The organism is Pseudomonas guariconensis (assembly GCF_015680235.1).
Classification (GTDB): Bacteria; Pseudomonadota; Gammaproteobacteria; order Pseudomonadales; family Pseudomonadaceae; genus Aquipseudomonas; species Aquipseudomonas guariconensis_A.
Window position 1 is genome coordinate 154,286 of the sequence record NZ_JADLJL010000002.1, and the last position, 22,935, is coordinate 177,220.

Below are 22,935 nucleotides of genomic sequence, written 5' to 3' on the forward strand. Positions count from 1 at the left end.
GCATGCAGACAGATATGCCACAGATCGCATTGGTAACCGGCGCCAGCCGAGGGGTCGGGCGCGGTATTGCCTTGGCCCTGGGCGAGGCTGGCATGACCGTGTACGTCACCGGAAGGCAGCAGGGGCAGGGCGGTTCGACGCTCTACGGCCAGGCCTTGGAGGGCGACCTGCAGGGTACGGCGGCGGCCATCGATGCGGCCGGGGGGCGCGGTATCGCCGTGGCCTGCGATCATGGTGACGATGAGCAGATCCGCGCGCTGTTCGAGCGCATCGACCGTGAATGCGGGAAGCTGGACCTGCTGGTGAACAACGTCGCCCATATCCACGACCAGTTGATCGAGCCGGGCCCGTTCTGGGAAAAGCCTCTATCGCTGGTGCGCATCCTCGATGTCGGCCTGCGCTCGGCGTATGTCGCCAGCTACCATGCAGCGCCTTTGTTGCTGCGCAGCGGGCGCGCGCTGGTGTGCTTCACCTCGTCCTTCGGTGCCGGCTGCTACATGCACGGCCCGGCCTATGGGGCGCAGAAGGCCGGTAGCGACAAGCTGGCGGCGGACATGGCCATCGATTTCGAAGGGCGAGGGGTCGCCGCGGTGTCGTTGTGGCTGGGCCCGCAATTGACCGAACGTACACGCATCGCCGGGGAGCAGCATGGTGAGCAGTACCGGGCGTTCCTGGAAAATGCCGAGACGCCGCAGTTCAACGGGCGCTTGATCCATGCCTTACTCAATGACCCGCAGTTGGCCGACTACACTGGGCAGACGCTGATCAGCGCCGAAATCGCGCCGCGTTATGGCATCACCGAGGCGGGCGGGCGCCAGCCGCCGTCACACCGCGCCATGCTGGGTGAGCCACGCCAGCAGCATCCGGCTCGAGTCATCTGACCGGGCCTTGCGGCCCTATCGCCGGCAAGCCGGCTCCCACAGTCTGAAACAGCGCAGGACAGGTGGGAGCCGGCTTGCCGGCGATAGGACCAGTACAGACAACACCAGATCGGGGCGCCAAAGCGCGCCCCGTCATTCACGCCCACTCGCGCAATACCTGCTTGGCCACCTTCCCGGTGGCATTGAGCGGCATGCTGTCGAGCACCCGAACCCGCCGCGGCACCTTGTAGTTGGCCATTTGCTCGCGGCACCAGGCCAGGAACACCGCCTCGTCGATACGCTGCCCCGGTACCGGCAACAGGAACGCCATGGCCACCTCGCCCAGGCGCTCGTCGGCAATCCCGATCACCGCCGCCTGAGCGACCCCTGGGTAACGCACCAGTGTCTGCTCGATCTCCGCCGGGTACACGTTGAACCCGCCGGTGATGAACATGTCCTTCAACCGATCGGTGATGCGCAGGTAGCCGTGTTCATCGAGCACGCCCACGTCCCCGGTATGCAACCACCCCTGGGCGTCGATCGCCTCGGCGGTGGCCTTCGGGTCGTCCAGGTAGCCGCGCATCAGGTTGTAGCCGCGCACCAACACCTCGCCCGGTTGGTTGGCCGGCACCGGCTGCCCCTGCGGGTCGACGCAGCGCACTTCCACGTCCGGCATTGCCCGCCCGCAGGTGGTGGCGACCCGTTCGGCGCTGTCGCCGGCACGGCAGATGGTGACGAAGCCGCAGGCCTCGGTCAGGCCGTAGGCGGTGACGATGGTGGCAAAGCCCAACTCGCTGCCCATGCGCCGGATCATCTCCACCGGGATCGACGCCGCGCCGGTCACGGCGATGCGCAACGAGCCCAGGTCGTACTCGGCCCGTTGCGGGTGGGCCAGCAGTGACTGGTACAAAGTAGGCGGGCCGGGTAACACGTTGATGCCCTCGCGCTGGATGCAGTCGAGCAGGGCCTGGGTGTCGAACACCTGCTGCGGCAACAGGGTGCAACCGCGCATCAGGGCCGCCACCCAGCCGGCCTTGTAGCCAAAGGAGTGGAAGAACGGGTTGACAATCAGGTAGCGGTCCCCCGCCTGCAGCCCGACGATCGCGCTCCAGTCGCGCACCACCCGCAGGTTCTGGCCATGGCTGCTCATCACGCCCTTGGGTTTGCCCGAGGTGCCGGAGGTGAACAGCAGGTCCGACAGGGTGTCGCCGTTCACCCGCTGTTCACGTTCAGCCAGCTGAGCCTCGCTCACCTGGCCCGCCAGGGCGAGGAAGTCGTCCCAGGCCAGACCGTCGGCCACCTCGCCCTGGGGGCGCAGGTGAATGACCTGGCGCAGCGCGGGCAGCGTCTGGTCGGCGAGCATGGCTGGGTAGTCGGTGTCGAGGAAGCGGCTGATGCAGAACAGTACGCAAGTGTCGCTGTCGCGCAGCACTTGGGCCGCTTCGGCACCTTTCATGCGGGTATTGAGCGGCACCAGGGTGGCGCCGACGCTGTGCAGGGCACCGGCGGCGACGATCCACTCCCAGAGGTTGGGCGCCCACACCGCCACCCGCGCCGACACCGGCACATCCAGGGCCAGCAGGGCGCGCGCCGCCTGGCGGCGCAATTGGTCCAGGCGCTGGTAGCTGATGGGTTGGCCGGTGTCTTCGATGGCTGGGCGTTCGCCATAGGTCTGGGCGGCCAGGGCGAACAGTTGCGGGAAGGTCTGGGCGTTTTCCACGGACGGCATGTGGCCTCCTCAGGCAGAGGATCGATGAACGAAGGGGAGGGCCGGGCACCGGGCCCGGCCGAATGAATCAGACGCTGGGCGGGGCGAAGCGGCGGCCGGCGGAGAAGCCGCCATCCACAGCGATCATCTGCCCGCTGACGAAGGACGCTTCGTCCGAGGCGAGGAACAGCGCGACATTGGCCACTTCCTCCGGCTGGCCGGAGCGGCTGAGCATGTGCTGCGAAGCGAAGAAGTCATGGAACGCCTGCTGTTCGCGGACCATGCTGGTCATCGGCGTTTCGATCAGGCCTGGGCACAGGCCGTTGACGCGGATGTTGGCGTGGCCGTAGTCGATGGCCATGCTGCGGGTCAGCTGGTTGATCCCGCCCTTGGAGACGTTGTAGGCGACGTTGCCGTCGCAGCCCTGCAGGCCGAAGATCGAGCCGATGTTGATGATCGAGCCGCTGCGCTGGGCCTGCATCTGCCCCAGCACGTGTTTGCTGGTGAGCATGCTGCCGGTCAGGTTGATGTCCAAAACCCGCTGCCAGTCGGCGGTGCTGGCGCTGGTGACGCTGCCTTGGCTGGCGACGCCGGCGGCGTTGACCAGCACGTCGAGGCGGCCGAAGCGCTGGATGACTTCGGCCATCACCTGTTGCACCTGCTCTTCGTTGCGTACATCCAGATTCATGAACAGGCCGGGGAAGTCCGCAGGTGCCTGGCCGACATCCAGCCCGACCACCTGGGCGCCTTCGGCGCTGAAACGACGCACGCAGGCCAGGCCGATGCCCGACGCACCGCCGGTGACCACCGCGACCTTGTTTTGCAAACGAGCCATATTCGAACCTCTGTCCTTTTATTGTTGTGGAGCTGCTGCTGTGGCGAGTCTACCTGCAATGGCGGTGGGCTGGATCGTCTGTAGGGACTATGCCAGTCCGCGAGGGCCCAATCGCGGGACAAGCCCGCTCCAGGTATGTTTGCAAGCCCTGAGGCAGCGGGGTACCTGTAGGCGCGGGCTGCAACGCAACCCCGCTCGATCTCAAACCGGAAACTTCAATCGCACCCGCGCCCCTTGCGGGTGCCCTTGGCATGCCAAAGTCCACCCGGCCTCGAGCTCCGCCTTGCTGAGCACATCGTTGCGCGCCAGCTGCGCCTGGCCTTCCTCCACGGTGCACATGCATGCCCCACAGAACCCTTCCTCGCAGGAAAACGGCACATCCAGCCCGGCCGCCTTGCAGCTTTGCAGCAAGGTATCCCCTGGGCGCGGCACGATCTCGTGGGTCACGCCATCGAGTTCCACCACGAGCAGTTCGCACCCTGCACCTTCGACCTGTACCGGCACGGCCGCTTGGCTGGCCGGGTCGGGTGGCGAGACGAAGCGCTCCACATGGATGGCATCACGCGCTTCGCCCAAGGCCAGCAGGGTTCCCTCCACGGTGTCCATGAACGGCCCCGGCCCGCAAATGAAGTAGTCCGCGCCGCGCCAATGGCGTACCAGCTGACGCACCTGGGCGGCATCGACGAAGCCCTGCACCGAGTCCAGCACATGCACCACCTGCAACTGCTCTGGGTGCGCCTTTGCAAGGGCGCGCAGCTCGTCGCGGAAGATCACCGAGGCTTCGTCGCGGTTGGCATATACCAGCAACACCGGGCGTTGGCCGCTGTGCAACACGGCCTTGAGCAGGGAAAACACCGGCGTGATACCGGAGCCACCGCCAAACAACACCAGAGGCCGGCTGGCGTCGGCGGCCTGGCGCGGGTCGATGCAGAAATGCCCGGCCGGCGGCAGCACCTCGAGCCAGTCGCCGACCTGCACGTGCTGGTTCATCCAGTTGGATACCCGGCCACCCTCGACCCGCTTGATGGTCACCTTGGGCCGGGCGTCGGTCCAGGGTGAGCTGGACATCGAGTAGCAGCGGGTCAGGCGTTTGCCGTCCACCGTCACCCGAAAGCTCAGGAACTGCCCCGGTTTGTAGGCGAAGCGCCCACGCAGCGCCTCGGGCACGTCGAACACCAGCGAGCGTGCATCGGCGGTCTCGTCGATCACCGCGCACACCTGCAGGCGCAAGTCGCTGGCAGGGGATGCGCTGGCCTGGGCCTGGTCTGCAGCAGCCTGGATGTTCATGTCAGATGCCACTGATCAGTTGCGCATTGTCCACCCGCAGTTCTGCGCCATTGACGAAGCGGGACTCGTCGCTGGCCAGGAACAGCACCACGTTGGCAATGTCGCGCGGGGCGCACATGCGGTTCATCGGGTCTTGGTCGAGCAGCTCCTGGGGAATCGGCTGGCCGCCGGCCAGGGCCTGGGTCATCGGTGTGTTGACGCCATCCGGGTGCACGCTGTTGCAACGGATGCGGTAGCCCTGTTGCTTGCAGTGCAGGGCGATGGAGCGGGTCATGGCCGCCACCGCGCCCTTGGAGGCGGAGTAGGCGCAGAACATCGGCATGGCGCCGAGGGCTGCGACCGACGACATGTTGATGATCGAGCCGCCGCCGGTCTTCTTCATGGCCTCGATGGCGTACTTACACCCCAGGAAGTAGCCATCGCCGTTGATCTTCTGCACCTTCTGCCACAGCTCAAGGCTGGTGTCCTCGATGGTGCCGGTGGCCAGGATGGCGGCATTGTTGACCAGCACATCGAGGCGGCCGAAGTGTTCCAGGGTGGTGGCGATCACCCGCTGCCAGTCGCTTTCGCTGGCGATGTCGTGGCGGATGAACAGCGCGTTCTCGCCGATCTCGGCAGCGGCCTGGCGGCCGGCTTCCTCGTTCAGGTCGGTGAGCACCACCCGGGCGCCCTCGCGGGCCAGCAGCAGGGCATCTTCGCGGCCGATGCCGCTGGCGGCGCCGGTGACCAGGCAGACCTTGCCTTCTACACGTTGCATGGTTGTTCTCCTTGTGGGGCTCGGTGGCTGGCGGCCACGCCAGCCACATGGGCTGCGGCGCGCCGGCCGGAAAAGACGCAATCGGCCAGGGACAGGCCGGAAACGTAGAGGTTGGAGGCCACGCCCACGGCGCAGCGGCCGGCCGCGTACAGGCCATCGATGGTCTGGCCTTGCGGGTCGAGTACCTGGCCGCTTTGTTCGCACACCCGCAGCCCGCCCAGGGTCAGGGTTGGGCAGGGGTACAGGCGGCTGTCGTAGGACAGGTCCAGGCAGTACCAGGGGCCTTGGCCCAGGTCATGGAGCATGGATGCGGACTTGCCGTGCGGGTCGGCGAGATCGCCGCGAGCGGCGCGGTTGTAGGCGTCGATGCTGCGGCGCAAGGCCTCGACGGGCAGCCGGCAGCGCTGGGCCAGCTGCTCGAGGGTGTTGCCACGGCGGCAGTTGAACAGCAGGTTGAGCAGCACTGGCAGGCGCTGGAACGACCACACCTTGCCCGGCCCGACCTGCTGCAATGCCTGGTTGCGCAAGCTGCGGTCGAGAATCAGCAAGGCGCGACCGTCCTGCTCCTCGACCATGGCATGGCCCAGGGTGGCGCCGTACAGCTCTTCATTGCAGTAGCGCTCGCCCTGGGAGTTGACGATCAGGCCTTTGGCCCAGGCCATCGGCGGGTTGATGAAGCGCCAGGCACTGACCTTGTCCATACGCCCCAGGCTGGCGCCTACGCTGCGGCCCAGTTCGATGCCGCTGCCGTCGCAGCCGCTGCTGCCCAGGGGCAGGCCGGCGAGGTAGCGCGGGGCATGCTCGCCGAGCAATTGGCGGTTGAACACGAAGCCGCCGCTGGCCAACAGCACGCCGTGATCGGCACGCACCAGCAGGGGCAGGGCGTGTTGTTGTTCGATGCGGTGCATGCGTGCGCGCAGCCGCGTGGAAACCGCTGGGGCGTACATGTGCACCGCCGCTGCCCAGCGCGTCAGGCGCGCATGTTGGCGCGCGGCGCGGCTGCCTGCGGGCAGTTGCCAGGCTTCGACGCCCAGTACCTGGCCTTCCCGGTCGACCACCAGGCGTCGTACCTCGCACTGGGTACGCACGCGTACGCCGCGGCGCCGGGCGCTGTCGGCCAAGGCACGGAACAGGGCCGACCCGGACATGCCGGTACCCTTGGTCCGATGGCCACGAGGGGCCGGAGCGGCATCCACGGCGTAGGCCGGCACCGCCTCGTTGCCTGAGTAGTACAGGTAGTAGCTGTCGCTGGGGTAGGAAGTCTTGTGCGGCGCCATGCTGCCTTCGAACACCGCACCCTGGCGCTCCAACCAAGCCAGCTGCTCCAAGCTGGCATCGCAGAAGGTGCGCAGGGCCTGTTCGCTCACTGCATCGCCGACCTCCTTGCGCAGGTACTCGAACATCGCCTCGCTGCTGTCCGTATAACCGGCCTGCAGCTGTTGCGGCGTGCCACCGCCGGCATACACCACGCCGCCGCTCAGGGCCGTGGCGCCGCCGCCTGCGAAGCGCTCCAAGGCCAGTACCGAAAGGCCACGGCTGGCGGCCTCGATGGCGGCGCAGGCCCCGGCCCCGCCGAAGCCCACCACCACCAGGTCGGCGCGCTGCTGCCATTGCAATTGCTCGGCACTGTCGACGCGAAGCGGTGCCTGCACCGCTTGCAAGGTCATGACTGCGCCTCAGCTGACGCTGGCCGCAAGGGGCACAGGTTTGGCAGTGGTGGTGTAGTGCCCGTCCAGGTACACCAGCGGGGTGATGGTCGGGGTAGTGTGAATGCGCAGGATACGGCCGATGAAGACGGTGTGGGTGCCGTAGGCGAACTGGCCGTCCTGGCGACAGAGGATCGACGACTGGGCATCGGCCAGGTAAGGGATGCCTTCGTCGCTGGTCAGCCACTGACCCTGGCCGAAGCGCGCTTCGCCCTTGATGCTGCCGCTGCACAGGTGTGCCAGGTGCTGCTGTTCCAGGCCCAGGATGTTCACGCAGAAGCTTGCGCCGGCGGCCAGCGCCGCGTGCGGTGAAGCGCTCTGGTTGACGCAGATCAGCAGCGATGGCGGCTCGGTGCTCAGCGAGTCCACCGCGGTGGCGGCCATGGCGAAACGCTGGCTGCCGTCGCTGGTGCTGATGATGGTCACCGACTTGGCCAGGCGGCGCATGGCCTGGAGCATGTCGGCTTTCAAATTATTGTTGTCGTTCATCGCACGCCCTCGGTTTGGCTGTTTCAGTGCGATGGATTCTTGCAACGCTGACAAGCCCCAACATCGTCCAACGGGACTAGTCAATGCGCACCCGACATGGTCCGTTTGAGGGATGCCGCGCCCGATTCACCTTGTTGCAATGCCTACGGTGGAGGCATGGCGCCTCTCTCGCACGCCCCGGGGAACGGGGCGACCAGAGGAGAACAACAAGATGAATCAAGACCTCATGCGTCAACAGTTGCGCCAGCGCGCCCGTGAGCTGGTGCCCGTGCTGCGCGAGCGCGCAGAACAGGCCGCACAGATGGGCCGCCTGCCGGAGCAGACCATCGCCGACTTCCACGAGGCGGGCTTCTTCCGCATCCTCCAGCCGGCCCGTTGGCAGGGGCTGGAGCTCGAGCCTAAGGACTTCTTCGAGGTGCAGATGATCCTCGCCGAAGGCTGCATGTCCTCGGCCTGGGTGCTGGGTGTGGTGGCCATCCACAACTGGCAGCTGGCGCTGTTCGACGATCGCGCCGCGCAGGACGTATGGGGGCAGGACAGCAGCGTGCTGATCTCCTCTTCCTACATGCCGGTGGGGAAAGTCGAGCGGGTCGAGGGCGGTTTCCGCCTGAGCGGGCGCTGGGGCTTCTCCTCGGGCAGCAAGCATTGCCAGTGGGCCTTCCTCGGCGCCATGGTGCCGCCGGCCGAGCCGGGCGGTGCACCGGACTACCGCACCTTCCTGGTGCCGCGCGCCGACTATCAGATCATCGACAACTGGAACGTGATGGGCCTGGAGGGCACCGGCTCCCACGATGTGCTGGTCGAAGGCGCCTTCGTTCCGGAATACCGCACTCACCGCGCCGCCGATGGCTTCATGCAGCAGAGCCCGGGCAACGCGGTCAACACCTCGGCGCTGTACCGCCTGCCGTTCGGGCAGATCTTCGTGCGCGCGGTGTCGTCCTCGGCCATCGGCGCCCTGCAGGGGGCGGTGGACCACTTCATCGCCCACAACAAGGCGCGGGTGGCGGTCAACGATGGCCGCAAGATGCTCCAGGACCCGGCCGCGCAAAGCGCCCTGGCCAACGCCATGGTCTGTGTCGACGAATGCCGCACCGTGCTGCTGCGCAACTTCGAGCTGATGCTCGACAACGCCCGCAGCGGCACGCCGCTGGACATGCAGCTGCGGGTGAAGATGCGCTACGACTCGGCGCTGGTGGCAGACCGCTGCGCCAAGGCGGTAGCCGAACTGATGTTCAACAGCGGTGCCTCGACCATCTTCCGTGACCACCCGATCAACCGGGCGTTCCGCGATATCCATACCGGCCGTGCCCATGTGGCCAACAGCCCGGCCAAGTACGCCTGGAACCTCGGTGGCGTGAGCATGGGGCAGGACACCACGGACTTCTTCCTCTAGGCCATGGCGTGCTCACCGAAACCGGCTAGTCCGTTTTAGGGATTCGAGCCCGTCGCCGATGCCAGAGGATGTGACCAAGGCCGGCACCTGCCGGCCAACGTCCACAGAACAACAAGGAACGCACATGAAATTCTCGCTGATTTACGAAGCCCAGACGATCGATGCCAGCCGCGAGGGTGACCGCAAGATCTTCGATGACACCGTGGAGCAGGCGGTACTGGCCGACAAGTTGGGCTTCGACACCTTCTGGTGCGTGGAGCACACCGCGTTGACCAACTATTCGCACATGTCCGCGCCGGAGACCATGCTGGCCTTCGTCGCCGGCAAGACCGAGCGCATCGGCATCGGCCACGGCGTGGTGTGCCTGCCGCCGGCGATGAACCACCCGGTCAAGGTGGCCGAGCGCATCGCTACCCTCGACCTGTTGTCCAAGGGCCGTGTGCACTTCGGCGTCGGCAAGGGCGGTACCCAGCAGGAAGCCGGCACTTTCGGCTACGACCTGGCGACCCTGCAGCCGCAGATCGACGAGGCCATGTACCTGATTCCGAAGATGTTCGTGCAGGACGAGATCGAGCACCACGGCGACTTCGTCAAGATCCCTAAGCGGCCGATCCATCCCAAGCCGTACCAGGACCCACACCCGCCGATGTACCTGGCTTGTACCAACACCGAGTCGTTGAAGAACGCCGGTGGCCGTGGCATGGGTGCGTTGGTGCTGGGCTTCGGTGGCCCGGAGGAGATCGCCAAGAAGGTCGAGGTGTACCACCAGGCCTTCGACAACCGCGAGGCACGCAACCAGGTGGGCTTCCGTCCGAACCGCCACATCGCCGCACTGTGCCCGGCCATCGTGCTGGACGACAACGAGACCGCGCGCCGCATCGGCATTCGTGGCCAGCGTTACTTCATGGAGTCATTGGGTTACTGGTACGGCGGTGGCGAGCGCCCGGACCCGGAGAAGTGGAAAGACGACACCTACGTCGATGGCAACGGCCAGGCGGTGATCAAATCGCGCTTCGCCTCCGAGGAAGTGCAGGTCGACTTCTCTGACCCGACCATGGCGATGATGAACCCCAACCACGCCTACGGTACCGTCGAGGACTGCATCGGCTACGTACAACGGCTGATCGATGCCGGCGCCGACGAAATCCTGTTCATTTGCCAGATGGGGACCGTGCCGCAGTGGGCTCAATTGGAAACCTTGCGCAACATCGGCGAGAAAGTCATTCCGCATTTCCGCAACAAGCAGTAAATCCACCAGGGGGCGCTTTGCGCCCCAATCGCGGGACAAGCCCGCTCCCACAGGTACGGTGTCGCCAATGGCTTGCACGGAACCTGTGTGTGCGGGCTTGTCCCGCGATTGGGCTGCGCAGCAGCCCCTCCGTCGGTAGTCCTATTGGACGATGACGCTCCACCGCCAACTGGCTTGAATACGACCATCCAAGAGCCCCAGCGGCTCGTGACAAGAACAACATGAGGAGATCGTGCATGGATATCCGTGGCTTGGGTTACGTCACCGTGCGTTCCACCGACCTCGCGCAATGGCGCCACTACGCAAGCCAAGTGCTGGGCATGATGGTGATCGAGGACGAAAGCGGCGAGCGCCTGTTCCTGAAGATGGACGAACGCCCATACCGCATCCTGGTACAGCACAGCGCCCAAGACGGTTTTGGCGCCTGCGGCTGGGAAGTGGCCGGCCAGGCCGCCTTCGACCAGGCCGTGGCCGAACTGCACGCCGCCGGTGTGGCCGTGGAGCAGGGCAGTGCCGAGCAGGCAGCGCTGCGCCAGGTCCAGGCGCTGGCCCTGTTCGCCGACCCCGACGGCAACCGCCACGAGCTGTACTGGGGCCCACGCCAGGACTTCGCCCGCTTCGTCTCGCCAGTGGGCGTGCGCGGTTTCGTCAGCGATGCCCTGGGCATGGGCCATGTGGTGCTGCCGGCACCGACTTTCGAACGCTGCCGCGACTTCTACGAACAGGTGATGGGCTTCGGCCTGTCGGACCTCATGAAGATCCGCTTCACCCCCGACCCGGCCGAGCCGGAAAAGCGTATCCACTTCATGCACTGCAACAATGGCCGCCACCACTCCCTGGCGATCTTCGAATGCCCGGTGCCTAGCGGCTGCGTGCACATGATGGTCGAGGTCGATGGCCTGGACGAAGTCGGCCGCGCCCTGGACCGCATGCACGCCAACGGCGTGAAGCTCTCGGCCACCCTGGGTCAGCACACCAACGACCAGATGATTTCCTTCTACATGAAGACCCCCTCCGGGTTCGACCTGGAGTACGGCTGCGACGGCCTGGTGGTGGACTGGAGCCGCCACACCCCGTTCGAAAGCACGGTGGTCAGCCAGTGGGGCCATGACTTCAGTGTCGGCCGCCAATGAGGACAGCACCCATGGATAAACAGATGACCACGGCCCAGATGGTCGCCCAGCTGCGCGATGGCATGACCATCGGTATCGGTGGCTGGGGCCCACGTCGCAAGCCCATGGCGCTGGTACGCGAGATCCTGCGCTCGGACCTCAAGGACCTGACCGTCGTCGCCTACGGCGGCGCCGACGTCGGCCTGCTGTGCGCCGCTGGCAAGGTGAAGAAACTGATCTTCGCTTTCGTCTCCCTCGACTTCATCCCCCTCGAGCCATACTTTCGCAAGGCGCGCCAGGAAGGCGCCATCGAGGTGATGGAGATCGATGAAGGCATGCTGCTGCTGGGCCTGCGTGCCGCCGCCATGAACGTGCCGTTCATCCCCACAGCGGTAGGCCTGGGCACCGACGTGCTGCGCCACAACCCCGAGATCAAGCTGATCGCCTCGCCCTACGCCGATGGCCGCGACTGGGTCGCGATGCCTGCGCTCAAGCTCGATGCTGCCCTGGTGCACGTCGACCGCGCCGATGCACGCGGCATCTGCCAGATCGCCGGCCCCGACCATTACATGGACGACCTGTTCGTGCGCGCTGCGGCACGCACCTTCGTCACCTGCGACGAGCTGGTCGACAGCGCGTGGTTCCATGCCGACCCGGCCCGGGCCCACCAGGTGTTCTGGGAGCGCAACCTGACCACCGCCGTGGCCAACGTGCCTGGGGGCGCGCACCCGTCTTCCTGCGCGCCGCTGTACGGCTTCGACGTACCGCACTTCAAGGCCTACGTGGCCTCGGCGCAGAGCGAAGAGGGCTGGCAGGCCTATGTCGAGCAGTACGTGGCCTGTTCCCACTCCCAGTACCTGGAACGTTGCGGGGGCCTTGAGGCCATCCGTCGACTGCCCCTGCCGGTTTTCTAAGCGAGGAACGCCATGACCCCTGCAACCTCCTACAGCCTCGCCGAACTGATGATCTGCGCCGCCGCCCAGGCCTGGCGCGACGACGGCGAAGTCCTGGCCACCGGTATCGGCGTGATCCCACGCCTGGCTGCCTCCTTGAGCATGCTCGACAACAACCCGCAGCTGATGATGACCGACTCGGAAGCCTACATGGTCGCCGAGCCGGTGCCGGTCGGCCCACGCAATGGCTATGAGCCCAAGCGTGACAGCTGGATGGGCTTCTCGCGCATCTTCGACAACGTCTGGAGCGGCAAGCGCCACGCCATGATCGGCCCGATCCAGGTCGACCGCTTCGGCCAGGCCAACATTTCCTGCATCGGCGGCGACTACCACAAGCCCAAGGCGCAGATGCTCGGCGTGCGTGGCCTGCCGGGTAACTCCATCAGCCATGCCAACTCGTTCTACGTGCCCAGCCACAACCGCCGGGTGTTCGTCGAAGGCGAGTGCGACGTGGTCGCCTCGGTGGGCTACAACCCCGAGCGGCTGGCCCGCGGCTGGTCGCTGGAGGATATCGATATCCGCCTGATCGTCACCGACCTGTGCGTACTCGACTTCCTCGGGCCGCAGCACCAGGTGCGAGTGCGTTCCTTGCACCCGGGCGTGAGCCTGGACGAGGTGCGCGACAACACAGGCTTCGCCCTGCACGTACCCGAGCATTGCCCGGTGACCACCGCGCCCACCGAGGCGCAGCTGCAGCTGATCCAGCAGCTGGACCCGCACAACCTGCGCGCCAGCCAGCTCAAGGACAACCCTCCGGGCCAGCGCCAGGCGCGCTGACAGCCCGTACCCGCCAACCGCCTTGCCGGAGTGCAGTAATGAGCGAGCAAAACAACAAAGAGGCCGATGAGGTGGTGCTGTACGAAGTGCGTGGCGCGGTGGCCTTGGTCACCATGAACCGCCCGCAGTACCACAACGCCCAGAACTCGCGGATGACCTATGCCCTGGACGCCGCCTTCGCCCGCGCCTGCGCCGATGACGAGGTCAAGGTCATCGTCCTGCGCGGCGCTGGCAAACACTTTTCCGCCGGGCACGACATCGGTACGCCGGGGCGTGACGTGGACCAGAGCTTCGAGCGCGTGAGCCTGTGGTACGACCATGTCGGCAAGCCGGGCGGCGAGTTCCTCTACGCTCGCGAGCAGGAGGTGTACCTGGGCATGTGCCGGCGCTGGCGGGATATCCCCAAGCCGACCATCGCCATGGTCCAGGGCGCCTGCATTGCCGGCGGGCTGATGCTGGCCTGGGTGTGCGACCTGATCGTGGCCAGCGACGATGCCTACTTCCGCGACCCGGTGGTGCGCATGGGCATTCCGGGAGTGGAGTACTTCGCCCACGTGCATGAGCTCAACCCACGCATTGCCAAGGAGTTCCTGTTCCTCGGCGCGCCGATGCCGGCGGCGCGTGCCTATCAGATGGGCATGCTCAACCGCGTGGTGCCGCGCGAGCAGCTGGAGGCGCACACCCTGGAGCTGGCCGCGCAGGTCGCCCAGATGCCGCGCCTGGGCCTGCAACTGAGCAAGCAGGCGGTCAACAACGCCGAAGACCTGATGGGTAAGCGCGCGACCATGGACATGGTGTTCGGCCTGCATCACTTCGCCCATGCCCACAACGAGTTGGTGTCGGGCGACCGCCTGGGCGGCTACGACGCCAAGGCCATGGCCAGTTCCCAGCGCGACCCGGGGAGGGCATGAGCATGGCCGTATCGCTCGATACCCGCCTGACCGCCTTGCTCGGGTGCCGCTACCCGATCGTCCAGACCGCCATGGGCTGGGTCGCCGACCCGCGCCTGGTGGCAGCTACCTGCAATGCCGGCGGTTTTGGCTTTCTCGCTGGGGCGACCATCGAACCGCAGCAGATGGATGCCGCGATTCTCGAGACCAAACGCCTGACCGACCGCCCGTTCGGGGTCAACTTCCACATGTACCAGGCCAACGCCGAACAGATCGTCGAACTGGTGGTGCGCCACCAGGTGCGCGCCGTCAGCTACAGCCGCTCGCCGGGCAAGCAGATGATCGCTCGGCTCAAGGATGCCGGTGTGGTCTGCATGCCCACCGTGGGCGCCCTCAAGCATGCGCAGAAGGCCGTGCAGATGGGCGCCGACGTGGTGACCGTGCAGGGCGGCGAGGGCGGCGGCCACACCGGCGCCGTGCCCACCGCCATGCTGCTGGGCCAGGTGCTCGATGCGGTGGAGGTGCCGGTGGTGGCTGCCGGTGGTTTCAAGGATGGTCGCGGACTGGTATCGGCCTTGGCCCAGGGCGCCGATGGCATCGCCATGGGCACGCGCTTTCTGATGACCGCCGACAGCCCGGTGCCCCGGGCCACCCTGGCGCGCTACCTGGCGGTCAAGGACCCGGCGGCGGTGATCGTCAGCCGGGCCATCGACGGTTTGCCGCAACGCATGATCCGCAACGAGCTGCTCGATGAGCTCGAGTCCGGCAGCGGCCTGCGCCGCTGGTTGCTGGCTGTGCGCAGCGGCCTGGCCTACCGCCGCCACACAGGCCTTGGCCTGGGCCAATTGCTCGGCAGCGCCCTGAAGATGCGCCGCGACGGCGGGCTCAGCGCCGCCCAGAGCCTGATGGCCGCCAACGCGCCGATGGTCATCCAGAAGGCCATGGTCGAAGGCCGCCCCGCCGAAGGCGTGCTGCCGGCCGGGCAGGTGGCAGCAGGCATCGACAGCCTGCCGGGCTGCGCCGAACTGATCGCGCAGATCGTCCAGGACGCCGAGCAGCGCTTGGGCGCACTGTGCCGCCGAATTTCGTAAGGGGGAATCCGAATGCAACCATTCAGTGTCAGCATTGACAACGGCATCGCCGAGATGGTCTTCGACCATCCCCCGGTCAATGCCTTCAACAGCCGGGGCTGGGCCGACATCGCCAGTACGCTCCGAGCGCTGGGCGAAGACGAGCAGGTGCGGGTCATCGTCATCCGTGCCGAAGGCCGTGGCTTCTGCGCCGGGGTCGACATCAAGGAACTGGCCGCCGACGGCAACCTGATCGTCGCGGTCAACAAGGGCAACTACGACACCTTCAAGGCCGTGCACCGCAACCCGGTGCCGGTGATCGTCGCCGTGCATGGCTTCGTCCTGGGCGGCGGCATCGGTATCTGCGGCGCCGCCGATATCGTCGTCGCTGCCGAATGCGCCCGCTTCGGCGTGCCTGAGGTGGACCGTGGCGCCATGGGCGGCGGCGCTCACCTGCAGCGCCTGTTCCCGGTGCAGAAGGTGCGTCACATGTACTTCTCTGGCGAGATGATCGACGCCGCCGAGGCCTTCCGCCTGGGCGCAGTCGAGCGTGTGGTGCCACGCGAGCAACTGCGCGAGGCGGCGCTTGGCATCGCTGCATCCATCGCCGCCAAGAGCTCGGCGATGATCCGCCTGGCCAAGGAAGCGCTCAACGGCATCGAGGACGGCGATCTGGAAGACAAATACCGCTGGGAGCAGGGCTTCACCCTAGAAGCCTACCGCACCCAGGACTCCCAGGAAGCTCGCGACTCGTTCGTCGAGAAGCGCAACGCCAACTTCAACGGTTGAGGGCAGCGAACATGGACCTTACCTACACACCGGCCCAGCAGGCCTTCCGCGCCGAGGTGCGGGCCTGGCTGCAGGCCAACGTCCCGGCCCAGCCATTGCCCTCGTTCGACACCGAGGAGGGCTTTGCCGCCCACCGCGCCTGGGAAGCGCGCCTGAACGAAGGGCGCTGGGGCATGGTCACCTGGCCGACCCGCCTGGGTGGGCGCGGTTGCGACTTGATCGAGTGGCTGATCTTCGAGGAAGAGTACTACCGCGCCAACGCCCCGGCGCGGGTCAACCAGAACGGTATCTTCCTGCTCGGGCCCACCCTCATGGAGTACGGTACCGAGGAGCAGAAAGCGCGCTTCCTGCCTCGCATGGCCACCGGGCAGGACATCTGGGCCCAAGGTTGGTCCGAGCCGGGCGCCGGCTCCGACATGGCGGCGATCCGCTCGCGGGCCGAGCGTGACGGCGACCATTACGTGATCAACGGCCAGAAGACCTGGTCTACACGCGCGGTCTGGGCCGACTGGGTGTTCGGCATCTTCCGCACCGACCCCGGTTCCCAGCGCCACCATGGCCTGACCTTCATCCTGGTGCCACTCGACAGCCCCGGCATCACCGTGCGGCCGATCCCTCAGCTCAACGGCTTGCCGGGCTTCGCCGAGATCTTCTTCGACGATGTGCGCGTGCCGATGGAGAACGTGTTGGGCGGCGAGGGCATGGGCTGGCACGTGGCGATGTCCACGGCTGGCTTCGAACGCGGCCTGATGCTGCGCTCGCCGGCGCGCTTCCAGGAGACCGCTCGGCGCTTGGTGCAGTTGTACCAGGCCAACCGCGAGAGCGCCGACCGCGACCCTGCCATCGGCGAAGCGGTGATGCGCGCCTGGTTGGACGCCGAGGCCTACACCCAGCAGACCTACATGACTGCCTCGCAGCTGGTCAAGGGCGGGCGTATCGGGCCTGAATCCTCGACCAACAAGATCTTCTGGTCCGAACTTGACCTGCGCATGCACGAAACTGCCATGAGCATCCTTGGCTTGCGCGGTGAGCTGCTGCCCGAGGCACCGGCCGCAGGCGATGTCGGCCACTGGCTGGACGGCTTCCTGTTCGCCCAGGCCGGGCCGATCTATGCCGGCACCAACGAGATCCAGCGCAACATCATCGCCGAACGCATGCTCGGCATGCCGCGTGCCTGAGGGAGAGACCATGGACTTCAGTTTCAACAGCGACCAGTTGCTCTTCCAGGACAACGTACGCAGTTTCTTGATCAACGAAGTGACCCCTGAACGCATCCGCGAGTTGTGGCTGACCGACAGCGGCCGCTGCGACCAGCTCTGGGCGCAGCTGGTGGAGCTGGGCCTGACCGGCCTGACCGTGCCGGAGCAGTATGGCGGCATGGGCCTGGGGGCCCTGGACTTCGTCCTGCTGGCCCAGGAATGCGGTTACGCCGGGCTGCCAGAGCCGCTGGTGGAAACCATGCTGGTGGCGGTGCCGCTGCTGGCCGAACTGGGCGAGGCCCATGAGGGGCTCAAGCACGACTGGCTGGGGCGCGTGGCCGAAGGGCAGGCGCGCCTGGCGGTGTGCGAGCCGGGCAACCCGCTGGTCAGCGATGCCCACGTCGCCGACCTGCTGCTGCTCAGCCACGGCGATGAGTTGCACGCGGTGCCGCGCGAGGACGTCGAGCTGGTGCGCAACCCATCGGTCGACCCCAGCCGTCAGCTGTTCCAGGTGCGCTGGACGCCGGGTGCGGCCACCTGCGTGGCCCGTGGCGAGGAGGCGGCGCGACTGCTGGCGCGGGCCTTCGAGCGCGGCGCGCTGGGCTGTGCGGCGCAGTTGCTGGGCCTGGCCAAGCGCATGGTGGACCTGGCGGTGGACTACAGCTTCGAGCGCAAGCAGTTCGGCAAGCCGATCGGCTCGTTCCAGGCGGTCAAGCACCTGATGGCCAACGTCGCGGTGCGCATCGAGTTCGCCAAGGGCCCGCTGTACCGCGCCGCCCATGCGGTGGCCCACGGTGAGGCAGAGCAGGCGCTGGCCGTGTCCCATGCTCGGTTGGCCGCCTCGGAGGCTGCGCTGCTGGCTGCGCGCAACGCCATTCAGACCCACGGTGCGATGGGCTACACCTGGGAAGTCGACCTGCAGCTGTTCATGAAGCGCGCCTGGGCGCTGGACAAGGCCTGGGGCGACCACGCCCTGCACAAGGCGCGAATCCGCGAGGCGCTGTTCGACCGCGAGTTGGCCATTGGCGCCGGCACCACCTTCTGATGCTTCGGCGATGGATGGCAAGGGCCTTGCCCTTGATCCCTGGCCCCTCTGTGGGAGCGGGCTTGCCCCGCGATCACCGGCGCAGCCGGTGCCATTCACCGATGGCGCAACCAACCGTTTTTGTCTTGTGAGGTAGAACATGCCCGAAGCTTATATCGTCGATGCCCTGCGCACGCCCACCGGGCGGCGCAAGGGCGGCCTGGCGCACATTCATGCAGCGGACCTGGGCGGCCATGTGCTACGCGCCCTGGTCGAGCGCAACCCGATCCCCGACAACGACTACGACGACGTGATCTTCGGCTGCGTCGACACCATCGGCCCGCTGGCCGGCGACATCGCCCGTACCGCCTGGCTGGCCGCCGGGCTCAGCCAGGCGGTGCCGGGCACCACCATCGACCGCCAGTGCGGTTCTTCGCAGCAGGCGGTGCATTTCGCCGCTCAGGCGGTGATGAGCGGCACCCAGGACGTGGTGGTCGCCGGTGGCGTGCAGACCATGACCCAGATCCCCATCTCGTCGGCCATGACGGCTGCCGAACCCCTGGGTTTCGGCGACCCGTTCACCGGCTCCGAGGGCTGGGTGCGGCGTTACGGCGCGACGCCTCCGACCCAGTTCCGCGCCGCGCAGATGATCGCCGAGCGCTGGCAGCTCAGCCGCCAGGCGCTCGAAGCCTACTCGCTGGAATCGCATCGGCGGGCCTTGCGCGCCATTGAGCAAGGGTATTTCAAACGCGAAATCGTACCCTTGGCCGGCGTCGAGCACGACGAAACCCCACGTCACACCAGCCTGGAGAAAATGGCCGAGCTGGAAAGCCTGTTCGGCTGCGACCGGGTCACTGCCGGGGTGTCGAGCCAGACCTGCGACGCCGCCAGTGCCGTGCTGATCGTCTCCGAGGCCGCGCTCAAGCGCTACAACCTCACGCCCCGGGCACGCATCCACCACATGAGCGTGCGTGCCGACGACCCGGTGTGGATGCTCACCGCGCCCATTCCGGCCACCGCCTATGCCCTCAAGCGTGCCGGCATGCGCCTGGAAGACATCGACCGGGTGGAGATCAACGAGGCCTTCGCCTCGGTAGCCATGGCCTGGATCGACGAGACCGGCTATCCCCATGCCCAAACCAACGTCAATGGTGGGGCCATTGCCTTGGGCCACCCGCTGGGCGCCACCGGTACCCGGCTGATGTGCAGCCTGCTCCATGAACTGGAGCGCAGTGGCGGCCGCTATGGCCTGCAGACCATGTGCGAAGGCGGCGGCCAGGCCAACGTGACCATCATCGAGCGCCTGTAAGCGCAGGAGAATACCCATGAGCAGTTGCAACAACCGAGTCGTGGTCATCACTGGCGCCGGCGGCGGCCTGGGCCGTGCCTACGCCCTGGCCTTCGCCGCCGAGGGCGCCAAGGTGGTGGTCAATGACATCAACCGTGACGCCGCCGAAGCGGTGGTCGCGCAGATCCGCGAGCAGGATGGCCAGGCCATCGCCAACAGCAATGACATCACCTGTTACGAAGATGCCGGGCGCATCGTCGCGGCGGCGCTGGAAGCCTTCGGCGGCCTCGACGTGGTAGTGAACAACGCCGGCATCTGTCGCGACCGCATGTTCGCCAGCCTCACCGAGGCGGACTGGGACGCGGTGGTGGCGGTGCACCTCAAAGGCCACTTCTGCCTCTCCAGCCACGCCGTGCGCCATTGGCGCGAGCAGGCCAAGAACGGCGTGAAAGTCGATGCGCGCATCATCAACACCAGCTCCGGGGCAGGCCTGCAAGGCTCGATCGGGCAGTCCAACTACGCCGCGGCCAAGGGGGGGATCGCCTCGCTGACCCTGGTCCAGGCGGCCGAGCTTGCGCGCTACGGCATCACCGTCAACGCTTTGGCCCCGGCGGCCCGCACCGGCATGACCGAGGGCGTGTTCGGTGAAGCGATGAAAAAGCCCGAGCAGGGCTTTGACTACTTCGCCCCGGAGAACGTCGCGCCGGTGGTGGTGTGGCTGGGCTCGAGGGAGTCGGCTGGCGTGACCGGGCAAATGTTCGAGGTCGAGGGCGGCAAGCTGTCCATCGCCGACGGCTGGCGGCGCGGGCCGCTGGTCGACAACCAGGGGCGTTGGGCCGTGGCCGAGGTCGGTGCGGCGGTGGGTGAACTGCTCGAGCGCGCTGTGCCGGCGCAGAAAGTCTACGGCAGCTGATTCAACTGTTTCGCCACATGGGCGGGACCGCACCACATGCCAGGGTGGTGCGGTTTTTTTTCGTCTGGAGACCGGGCAGAGATCGATGAGGGCTGCTCCGCAGCCCTTTCGCGGCACAAGGTCGCGCGTAAAAAACAGCGCGGGCCCTGTAGAAGCGGCCTTGTGTCGCGAAAGGGCCCCAGAAGCCTAGTCCACTTGGCCGATTCCCCCGGCCCGGCATCTGGCCACACTCAAGCCATCCGGGCCAGACGAGTAGAAGACGCCGCGATGGACTTTGCATTCAGCGACGAGCAGGAAATGATTCGCGCATCGGCCGAGGGCTTCCTCGCCGATGTTTCCGACTGTGCCGCCGTGCGGGCAGCGATGGTCAGCGAAAACGGTTACGACACCGACCTCTGGCAACGCCTGTGCAGCGAAATGTACTGGCCTGCCATCCATATTCCCGAAGCCTATGGCGGCTTGGGCCTGGGCTTCGTCGAGCTGGCCATCCTGCTCGAGCAGATGGGGCGGCGTCTGCTGTGCTCGCCCTTCTTCGCCACGGCCTGCCTGGCCACGCCGGCACTGCTGCTAGCCGGTAGCGAAGCGCAGAAACAGCGCTGGCTGCCCGCCATTGCAGAGGGCCGCGTGCGTGGCACCCTGGCCTTTGGCGACGGCGGTGCCTGGACCTTCCAAGGCATCGGCGTCACGGCCACGCCCGAGGGCGATGGCTATGTGCTCGACGGCGAATACGCGCAAGTGATCGACGGCCACAGCGCCGACCTGCTGGTGGTCGCGGCGCGGCTGGCTGGCAGCACGGGCGAACACGGCATCGGCCTGTTCCTGGTCGAGGCCGGGCAGGCGGGCCTGGCCCGCCAGTGGCAGCCGACCATGGACCAGACCCGGCGCCTGGGCCGTATGTGTTTCACGCGCCTGTACGTGGCTGCGGATGCGGTGCTCGGCGAGGCCGGCCAGGCCTGGCCGCAGTTGCAGAACGTGCTGCGCCTGGCCTGCGTGGGCTTGGCTGCAGAGCAGGTGGGCGGGGCCCAGCAGGCGCTGGATTTGAGCGTGGCCTACCTGCAGGAGCGCCAGCAGTTCGGCCGCCCCTTGGCCAGCTTCCAGGCCCTCAAGCACCGCGCCGCCGACATGATGTTGCAGGTCGAGTGCGCGCGCTCGGCGAGCTATTACGCCGCTTGCGTCGCCCAGGAAGCGCTGGACCCGGCAGGTGATGCACAGGTGGCCGCCGAACTGCCGCTGGCCGCCGCCCTGGCCAAGTCGCAGTGCTCCCAGGCGTACTTCCACTGCGCCGCGGAGGCGATCCAGCTGCACGGCGGCGTGGGCTTCACCTGGGAATACGACCCGCATCTGTATTTCAAGCGTGCCCGGGCCAGCGAGAGCTACCTCGGCGCACCGGCCTGGCATCTGCAGCAGATCGCCAACGTGATTATCGGGGAGCAGCCATGAAGATCCGTTTCAGTGAGCAGGACGAGCGTTTCCGCCAGGAGATCGCCGACTGGATGGCCGCCAACCTGCAAGGCGAGTTCGAGGCCCTGCGTTTTCGTGGCGGCCCGGGCGATGAACACATGTTTCCCGAGGAACGCAAGGCCTGGGAGCGCAAGCTCGCCGCAGGCGGTTGGACCTGCGTGGGCTGGGCGCCGGAGCATGGCGGGCGAGGGCTTTCGATCAGCCAGCAGGTGATCTTCCACGAAGAGTACGCCCGTGCCGGCGGCCCTGGCCGCATGGGGCATATCGGCGAAGGCCTGGCAGGGCCGACCATCGCCGCCTTCGGCAGTGACGAGCAAAAGCAACGCTTCCTACCGGGCATCGTCCAGGGCACCACGTTCTGGTGCCAGGGCTATTCCGAGCCGGGCGCAGGCTCTGACCTGGCTGCGGTGAAGACCCGCGCCGCCCAGGACGCCAACGGCGACTGGCTGATCAATGGGCAAAAGGTGTGGACCTCGCTGGCCCACGAGTCGGACTGGTGCTTCGTGCTGGCCCGCACCGAGCCGGGCAGCGTTGGTCATCATGGCCTGTCGTTCCTGCTGGTGCCGATGGACCAACCGGGTATCAGCGTGCGGCCGATCGAGCAGATGACCGGCACCTCGGAGTTCAACGAGGTGTTCTTCGACGATGCGCGAACCGACGCTGGCAACATCGTCGGCCAGCCGGGCGAGGGCTGGAAGATCGCCATGGCCCTGCTGGGTTTCGAACGCGGGGTGTCCACCCTCGGCCAGCAGATGCAGTTCCAGAACGAGCTCGACGAAATCATCGCCATCGCCCGGCGCAACGGCGCCGACCGCGACCCACACCTGCGCCAACGCCTGAGCGAGGCGTGGTGCGGTCTGCGCATTCTGCGCTACAACTCGCTGCGCATGCTCTCCGGGCCTCAGGACGGCTCGCTGCGCCGCGAGGCGACCATCTACAAGCTGGGCTGGTCGAGCTGGCACGCCAGCCTCGGCAAGCTGGCCATGGACGTGCTCGGCCCGCAGGCCGAGCTGCTCGAGGCCGCCCCCTACCAGCTGAGCCGCCTGCAGTCGCTGTACCTGTTCAGCCGCGCCGACACCCTGTACGGCGGCAGTAACGAGATCCAGCGCAACATCATTGCCGAACGCGCCCTGGGCATGCCCCGGGAGCCGCGGCCACGCCCCTGATCGAGGAGT

General features: G+C 66.9%; 21 protein-coding genes. 15 read left to right on the forward strand and 6 right to left on the reverse strand.

Annotation, left to right across the window (positions count from 1 at the left end):
* Positions 1–2 precede the first annotated feature (2 nt).
* Positions 3–881 (forward strand): SDR family NAD(P)-dependent oxidoreductase, encoded by an 879-nt coding sequence (locus tag IRZ56_RS02845; RefSeq protein WP_196143521.1) that lies wholly within the window; start codon positions 3–5, stop codon positions 879–881.
* A 136-nt stretch (positions 882–1,017) separates the two neighbouring features.
* Here the strand turns inward: IRZ56_RS02845 and IRZ56_RS02850 are convergent, their stop codons facing one another.
* The 6 genes from IRZ56_RS02850 to IRZ56_RS02875 form a co-directional block, all read right to left on the reverse strand.
* The gene (locus IRZ56_RS02850; protein ID WP_196143522.1) at positions 1,018–2,589 is read right to left on the reverse strand and encodes a FadD3 family acyl-CoA ligase; all 1,572 of its coding nucleotides are present in this window, start codon (positions 2,587–2,589) and stop codon (positions 1,018–1,020) included.
* 67 nt (positions 2,590–2,656) lie between these two features.
* Positions 2,657–3,403 (reverse strand): SDR family NAD(P)-dependent oxidoreductase, encoded by a 747-nt coding sequence (locus IRZ56_RS02855; protein WP_196143523.1) that lies wholly within the window; start codon positions 3,401–3,403, stop codon positions 2,657–2,659.
* A 201-nt stretch (positions 3,404–3,604) separates the two neighbouring features.
* Positions 3,605–4,690: a ferredoxin--NADP reductase gene (locus IRZ56_RS02860; RefSeq protein ID WP_196143524.1), complete on the reverse strand. Its 1,086-nt coding sequence runs from the start codon at positions 4,688–4,690 to the stop codon at positions 3,605–3,607.
* A gap of 1 nt (position 4,691) precedes the next feature.
* The gene (locus tag IRZ56_RS02865) at positions 4,692–5,447 is read right to left on the reverse strand and encodes a glucose 1-dehydrogenase (protein WP_196143525.1); all 756 of its coding nucleotides are present in this window, start codon (positions 5,445–5,447) and stop codon (positions 4,692–4,694) included.
* The gene (locus tag IRZ56_RS02870) at positions 5,435–7,114 is read right to left on the reverse strand and encodes an FAD-binding protein (RefSeq protein ID WP_196143526.1); all 1,680 of its coding nucleotides are present in this window, start codon (positions 7,112–7,114) and stop codon (positions 5,435–5,437) included. The genes IRZ56_RS02865 and IRZ56_RS02870 overlap by 13 nt, the downstream gene beginning before the upstream one ends.
* 9 nt (positions 7,115–7,123) lie before the next feature.
* Entirely contained in the window at positions 7,124–7,642 is a 519-nt protein-coding gene (locus IRZ56_RS02875; protein WP_196143527.1) for a flavin reductase family protein, read from the reverse strand.
* A 211-nt stretch (positions 7,643–7,853) separates the two neighbouring features.
* Between IRZ56_RS02875 and IRZ56_RS02880 the strand changes: the two genes are divergently transcribed.
* The 14 genes from IRZ56_RS02880 (at position 7,854) to IRZ56_RS02945 (ending at position 22,926) form a co-directional block, all read left to right on the forward strand.
* Positions 7,854–9,035 (forward strand): acyl-CoA dehydrogenase family protein, encoded by a 1,182-nt coding sequence (locus tag IRZ56_RS02880; RefSeq protein ID WP_196143528.1) that lies wholly within the window; start codon positions 7,854–7,856, stop codon positions 9,033–9,035.
* 124 nt (positions 9,036–9,159) lie between these two features.
* Positions 9,160–10,284: an LLM class flavin-dependent oxidoreductase gene (locus IRZ56_RS02885; RefSeq protein WP_196143529.1), complete on the forward strand. Its 1,125-nt coding sequence runs from the start codon at positions 9,160–9,162 to the stop codon at positions 10,282–10,284.
* A 236-nt stretch (positions 10,285–10,520) separates the two neighbouring features.
* Positions 10,521–11,417, forward strand: a complete 897-nt coding sequence (locus IRZ56_RS02890; protein ID WP_196143530.1) for a VOC family protein — start codon at positions 10,521–10,523, stop codon at positions 11,415–11,417.
* A gap of 11 nt (positions 11,418–11,428) precedes the next feature.
* A complete protein-coding gene (locus tag IRZ56_RS02895; protein WP_196143531.1) occupies positions 11,429–12,310 on the forward strand; it encodes a CoA transferase subunit A in 882 nt (293 codons plus the stop codon).
* 12 nt (positions 12,311–12,322) lie between these two features.
* Positions 12,323–13,126, forward strand: coding sequence for a CoA-transferase subunit beta (locus IRZ56_RS02900; RefSeq protein ID WP_196143532.1), 804 nt, complete (start codon positions 12,323–12,325; stop codon positions 13,124–13,126).
* 38 nt (positions 13,127–13,164) lie between these two features.
* Positions 13,165–14,037: an enoyl-CoA hydratase gene (locus IRZ56_RS02905; protein ID WP_196143533.1), complete on the forward strand. Its 873-nt coding sequence runs from the start codon at positions 13,165–13,167 to the stop codon at positions 14,035–14,037.
* Positions 14,038–14,039: 2 nt separating this feature from the next.
* Positions 14,040–15,107, forward strand: coding sequence for an NAD(P)H-dependent flavin oxidoreductase (locus IRZ56_RS02910; RefSeq protein ID WP_196143534.1), 1,068 nt, complete (start codon positions 14,040–14,042; stop codon positions 15,105–15,107).
* Positions 15,108–15,119: 12 nt separating this feature from the next.
* Entirely contained in the window at positions 15,120–15,875 is a 756-nt protein-coding gene (locus tag IRZ56_RS02915; RefSeq protein WP_196143535.1) for an enoyl-CoA hydratase family protein, read from the forward strand.
* Between the two features lie 11 nt (positions 15,876–15,886).
* Positions 15,887–17,053, forward strand: a complete 1,167-nt coding sequence (locus tag IRZ56_RS02920; protein ID WP_196143536.1) for an acyl-CoA dehydrogenase family protein — start codon at positions 15,887–15,889, stop codon at positions 17,051–17,053.
* 10 nt (positions 17,054–17,063) lie between these two features.
* Positions 17,064–18,119 (forward strand): acyl-CoA dehydrogenase family protein, encoded by a 1,056-nt coding sequence (locus IRZ56_RS02925; protein ID WP_196143537.1) that lies wholly within the window; start codon positions 17,064–17,066, stop codon positions 18,117–18,119.
* 139 nt (positions 18,120–18,258) lie between these two features.
* Positions 18,259–19,407 carry an acetyl-CoA C-acetyltransferase gene (locus tag IRZ56_RS02930; protein ID WP_196143538.1) on the forward strand — a complete coding sequence of 383 codons (1,149 nt, stop codon included), beginning with the start codon at positions 18,259–18,261 and terminating at the stop codon, positions 19,405–19,407.
* Positions 19,408–19,423: 16 nt separating this feature from the next.
* The gene (locus IRZ56_RS02935) at positions 19,424–20,299 is read left to right on the forward strand and encodes an SDR family oxidoreductase (RefSeq protein ID WP_196143539.1); all 876 of its coding nucleotides are present in this window, start codon (positions 19,424–19,426) and stop codon (positions 20,297–20,299) included.
* Positions 20,300–20,566: 267 nt separating this feature from the next.
* On the forward strand, positions 20,567–21,739 hold the full coding sequence (locus IRZ56_RS02940) for an acyl-CoA dehydrogenase family protein (protein ID WP_196143540.1): 1,173 nt from the start codon (positions 20,567–20,569) through the stop codon (positions 21,737–21,739).
* Positions 21,736–22,926: an acyl-CoA dehydrogenase family protein gene (locus tag IRZ56_RS02945; RefSeq protein WP_196143541.1), complete on the forward strand. Its 1,191-nt coding sequence runs from the start codon at positions 21,736–21,738 to the stop codon at positions 22,924–22,926. Before IRZ56_RS02940 ends, IRZ56_RS02945 begins: the two co-directional genes overlap by 4 nt.
* The last annotated feature ends 9 nt before the right edge of the window (positions 22,927–22,935 follow it).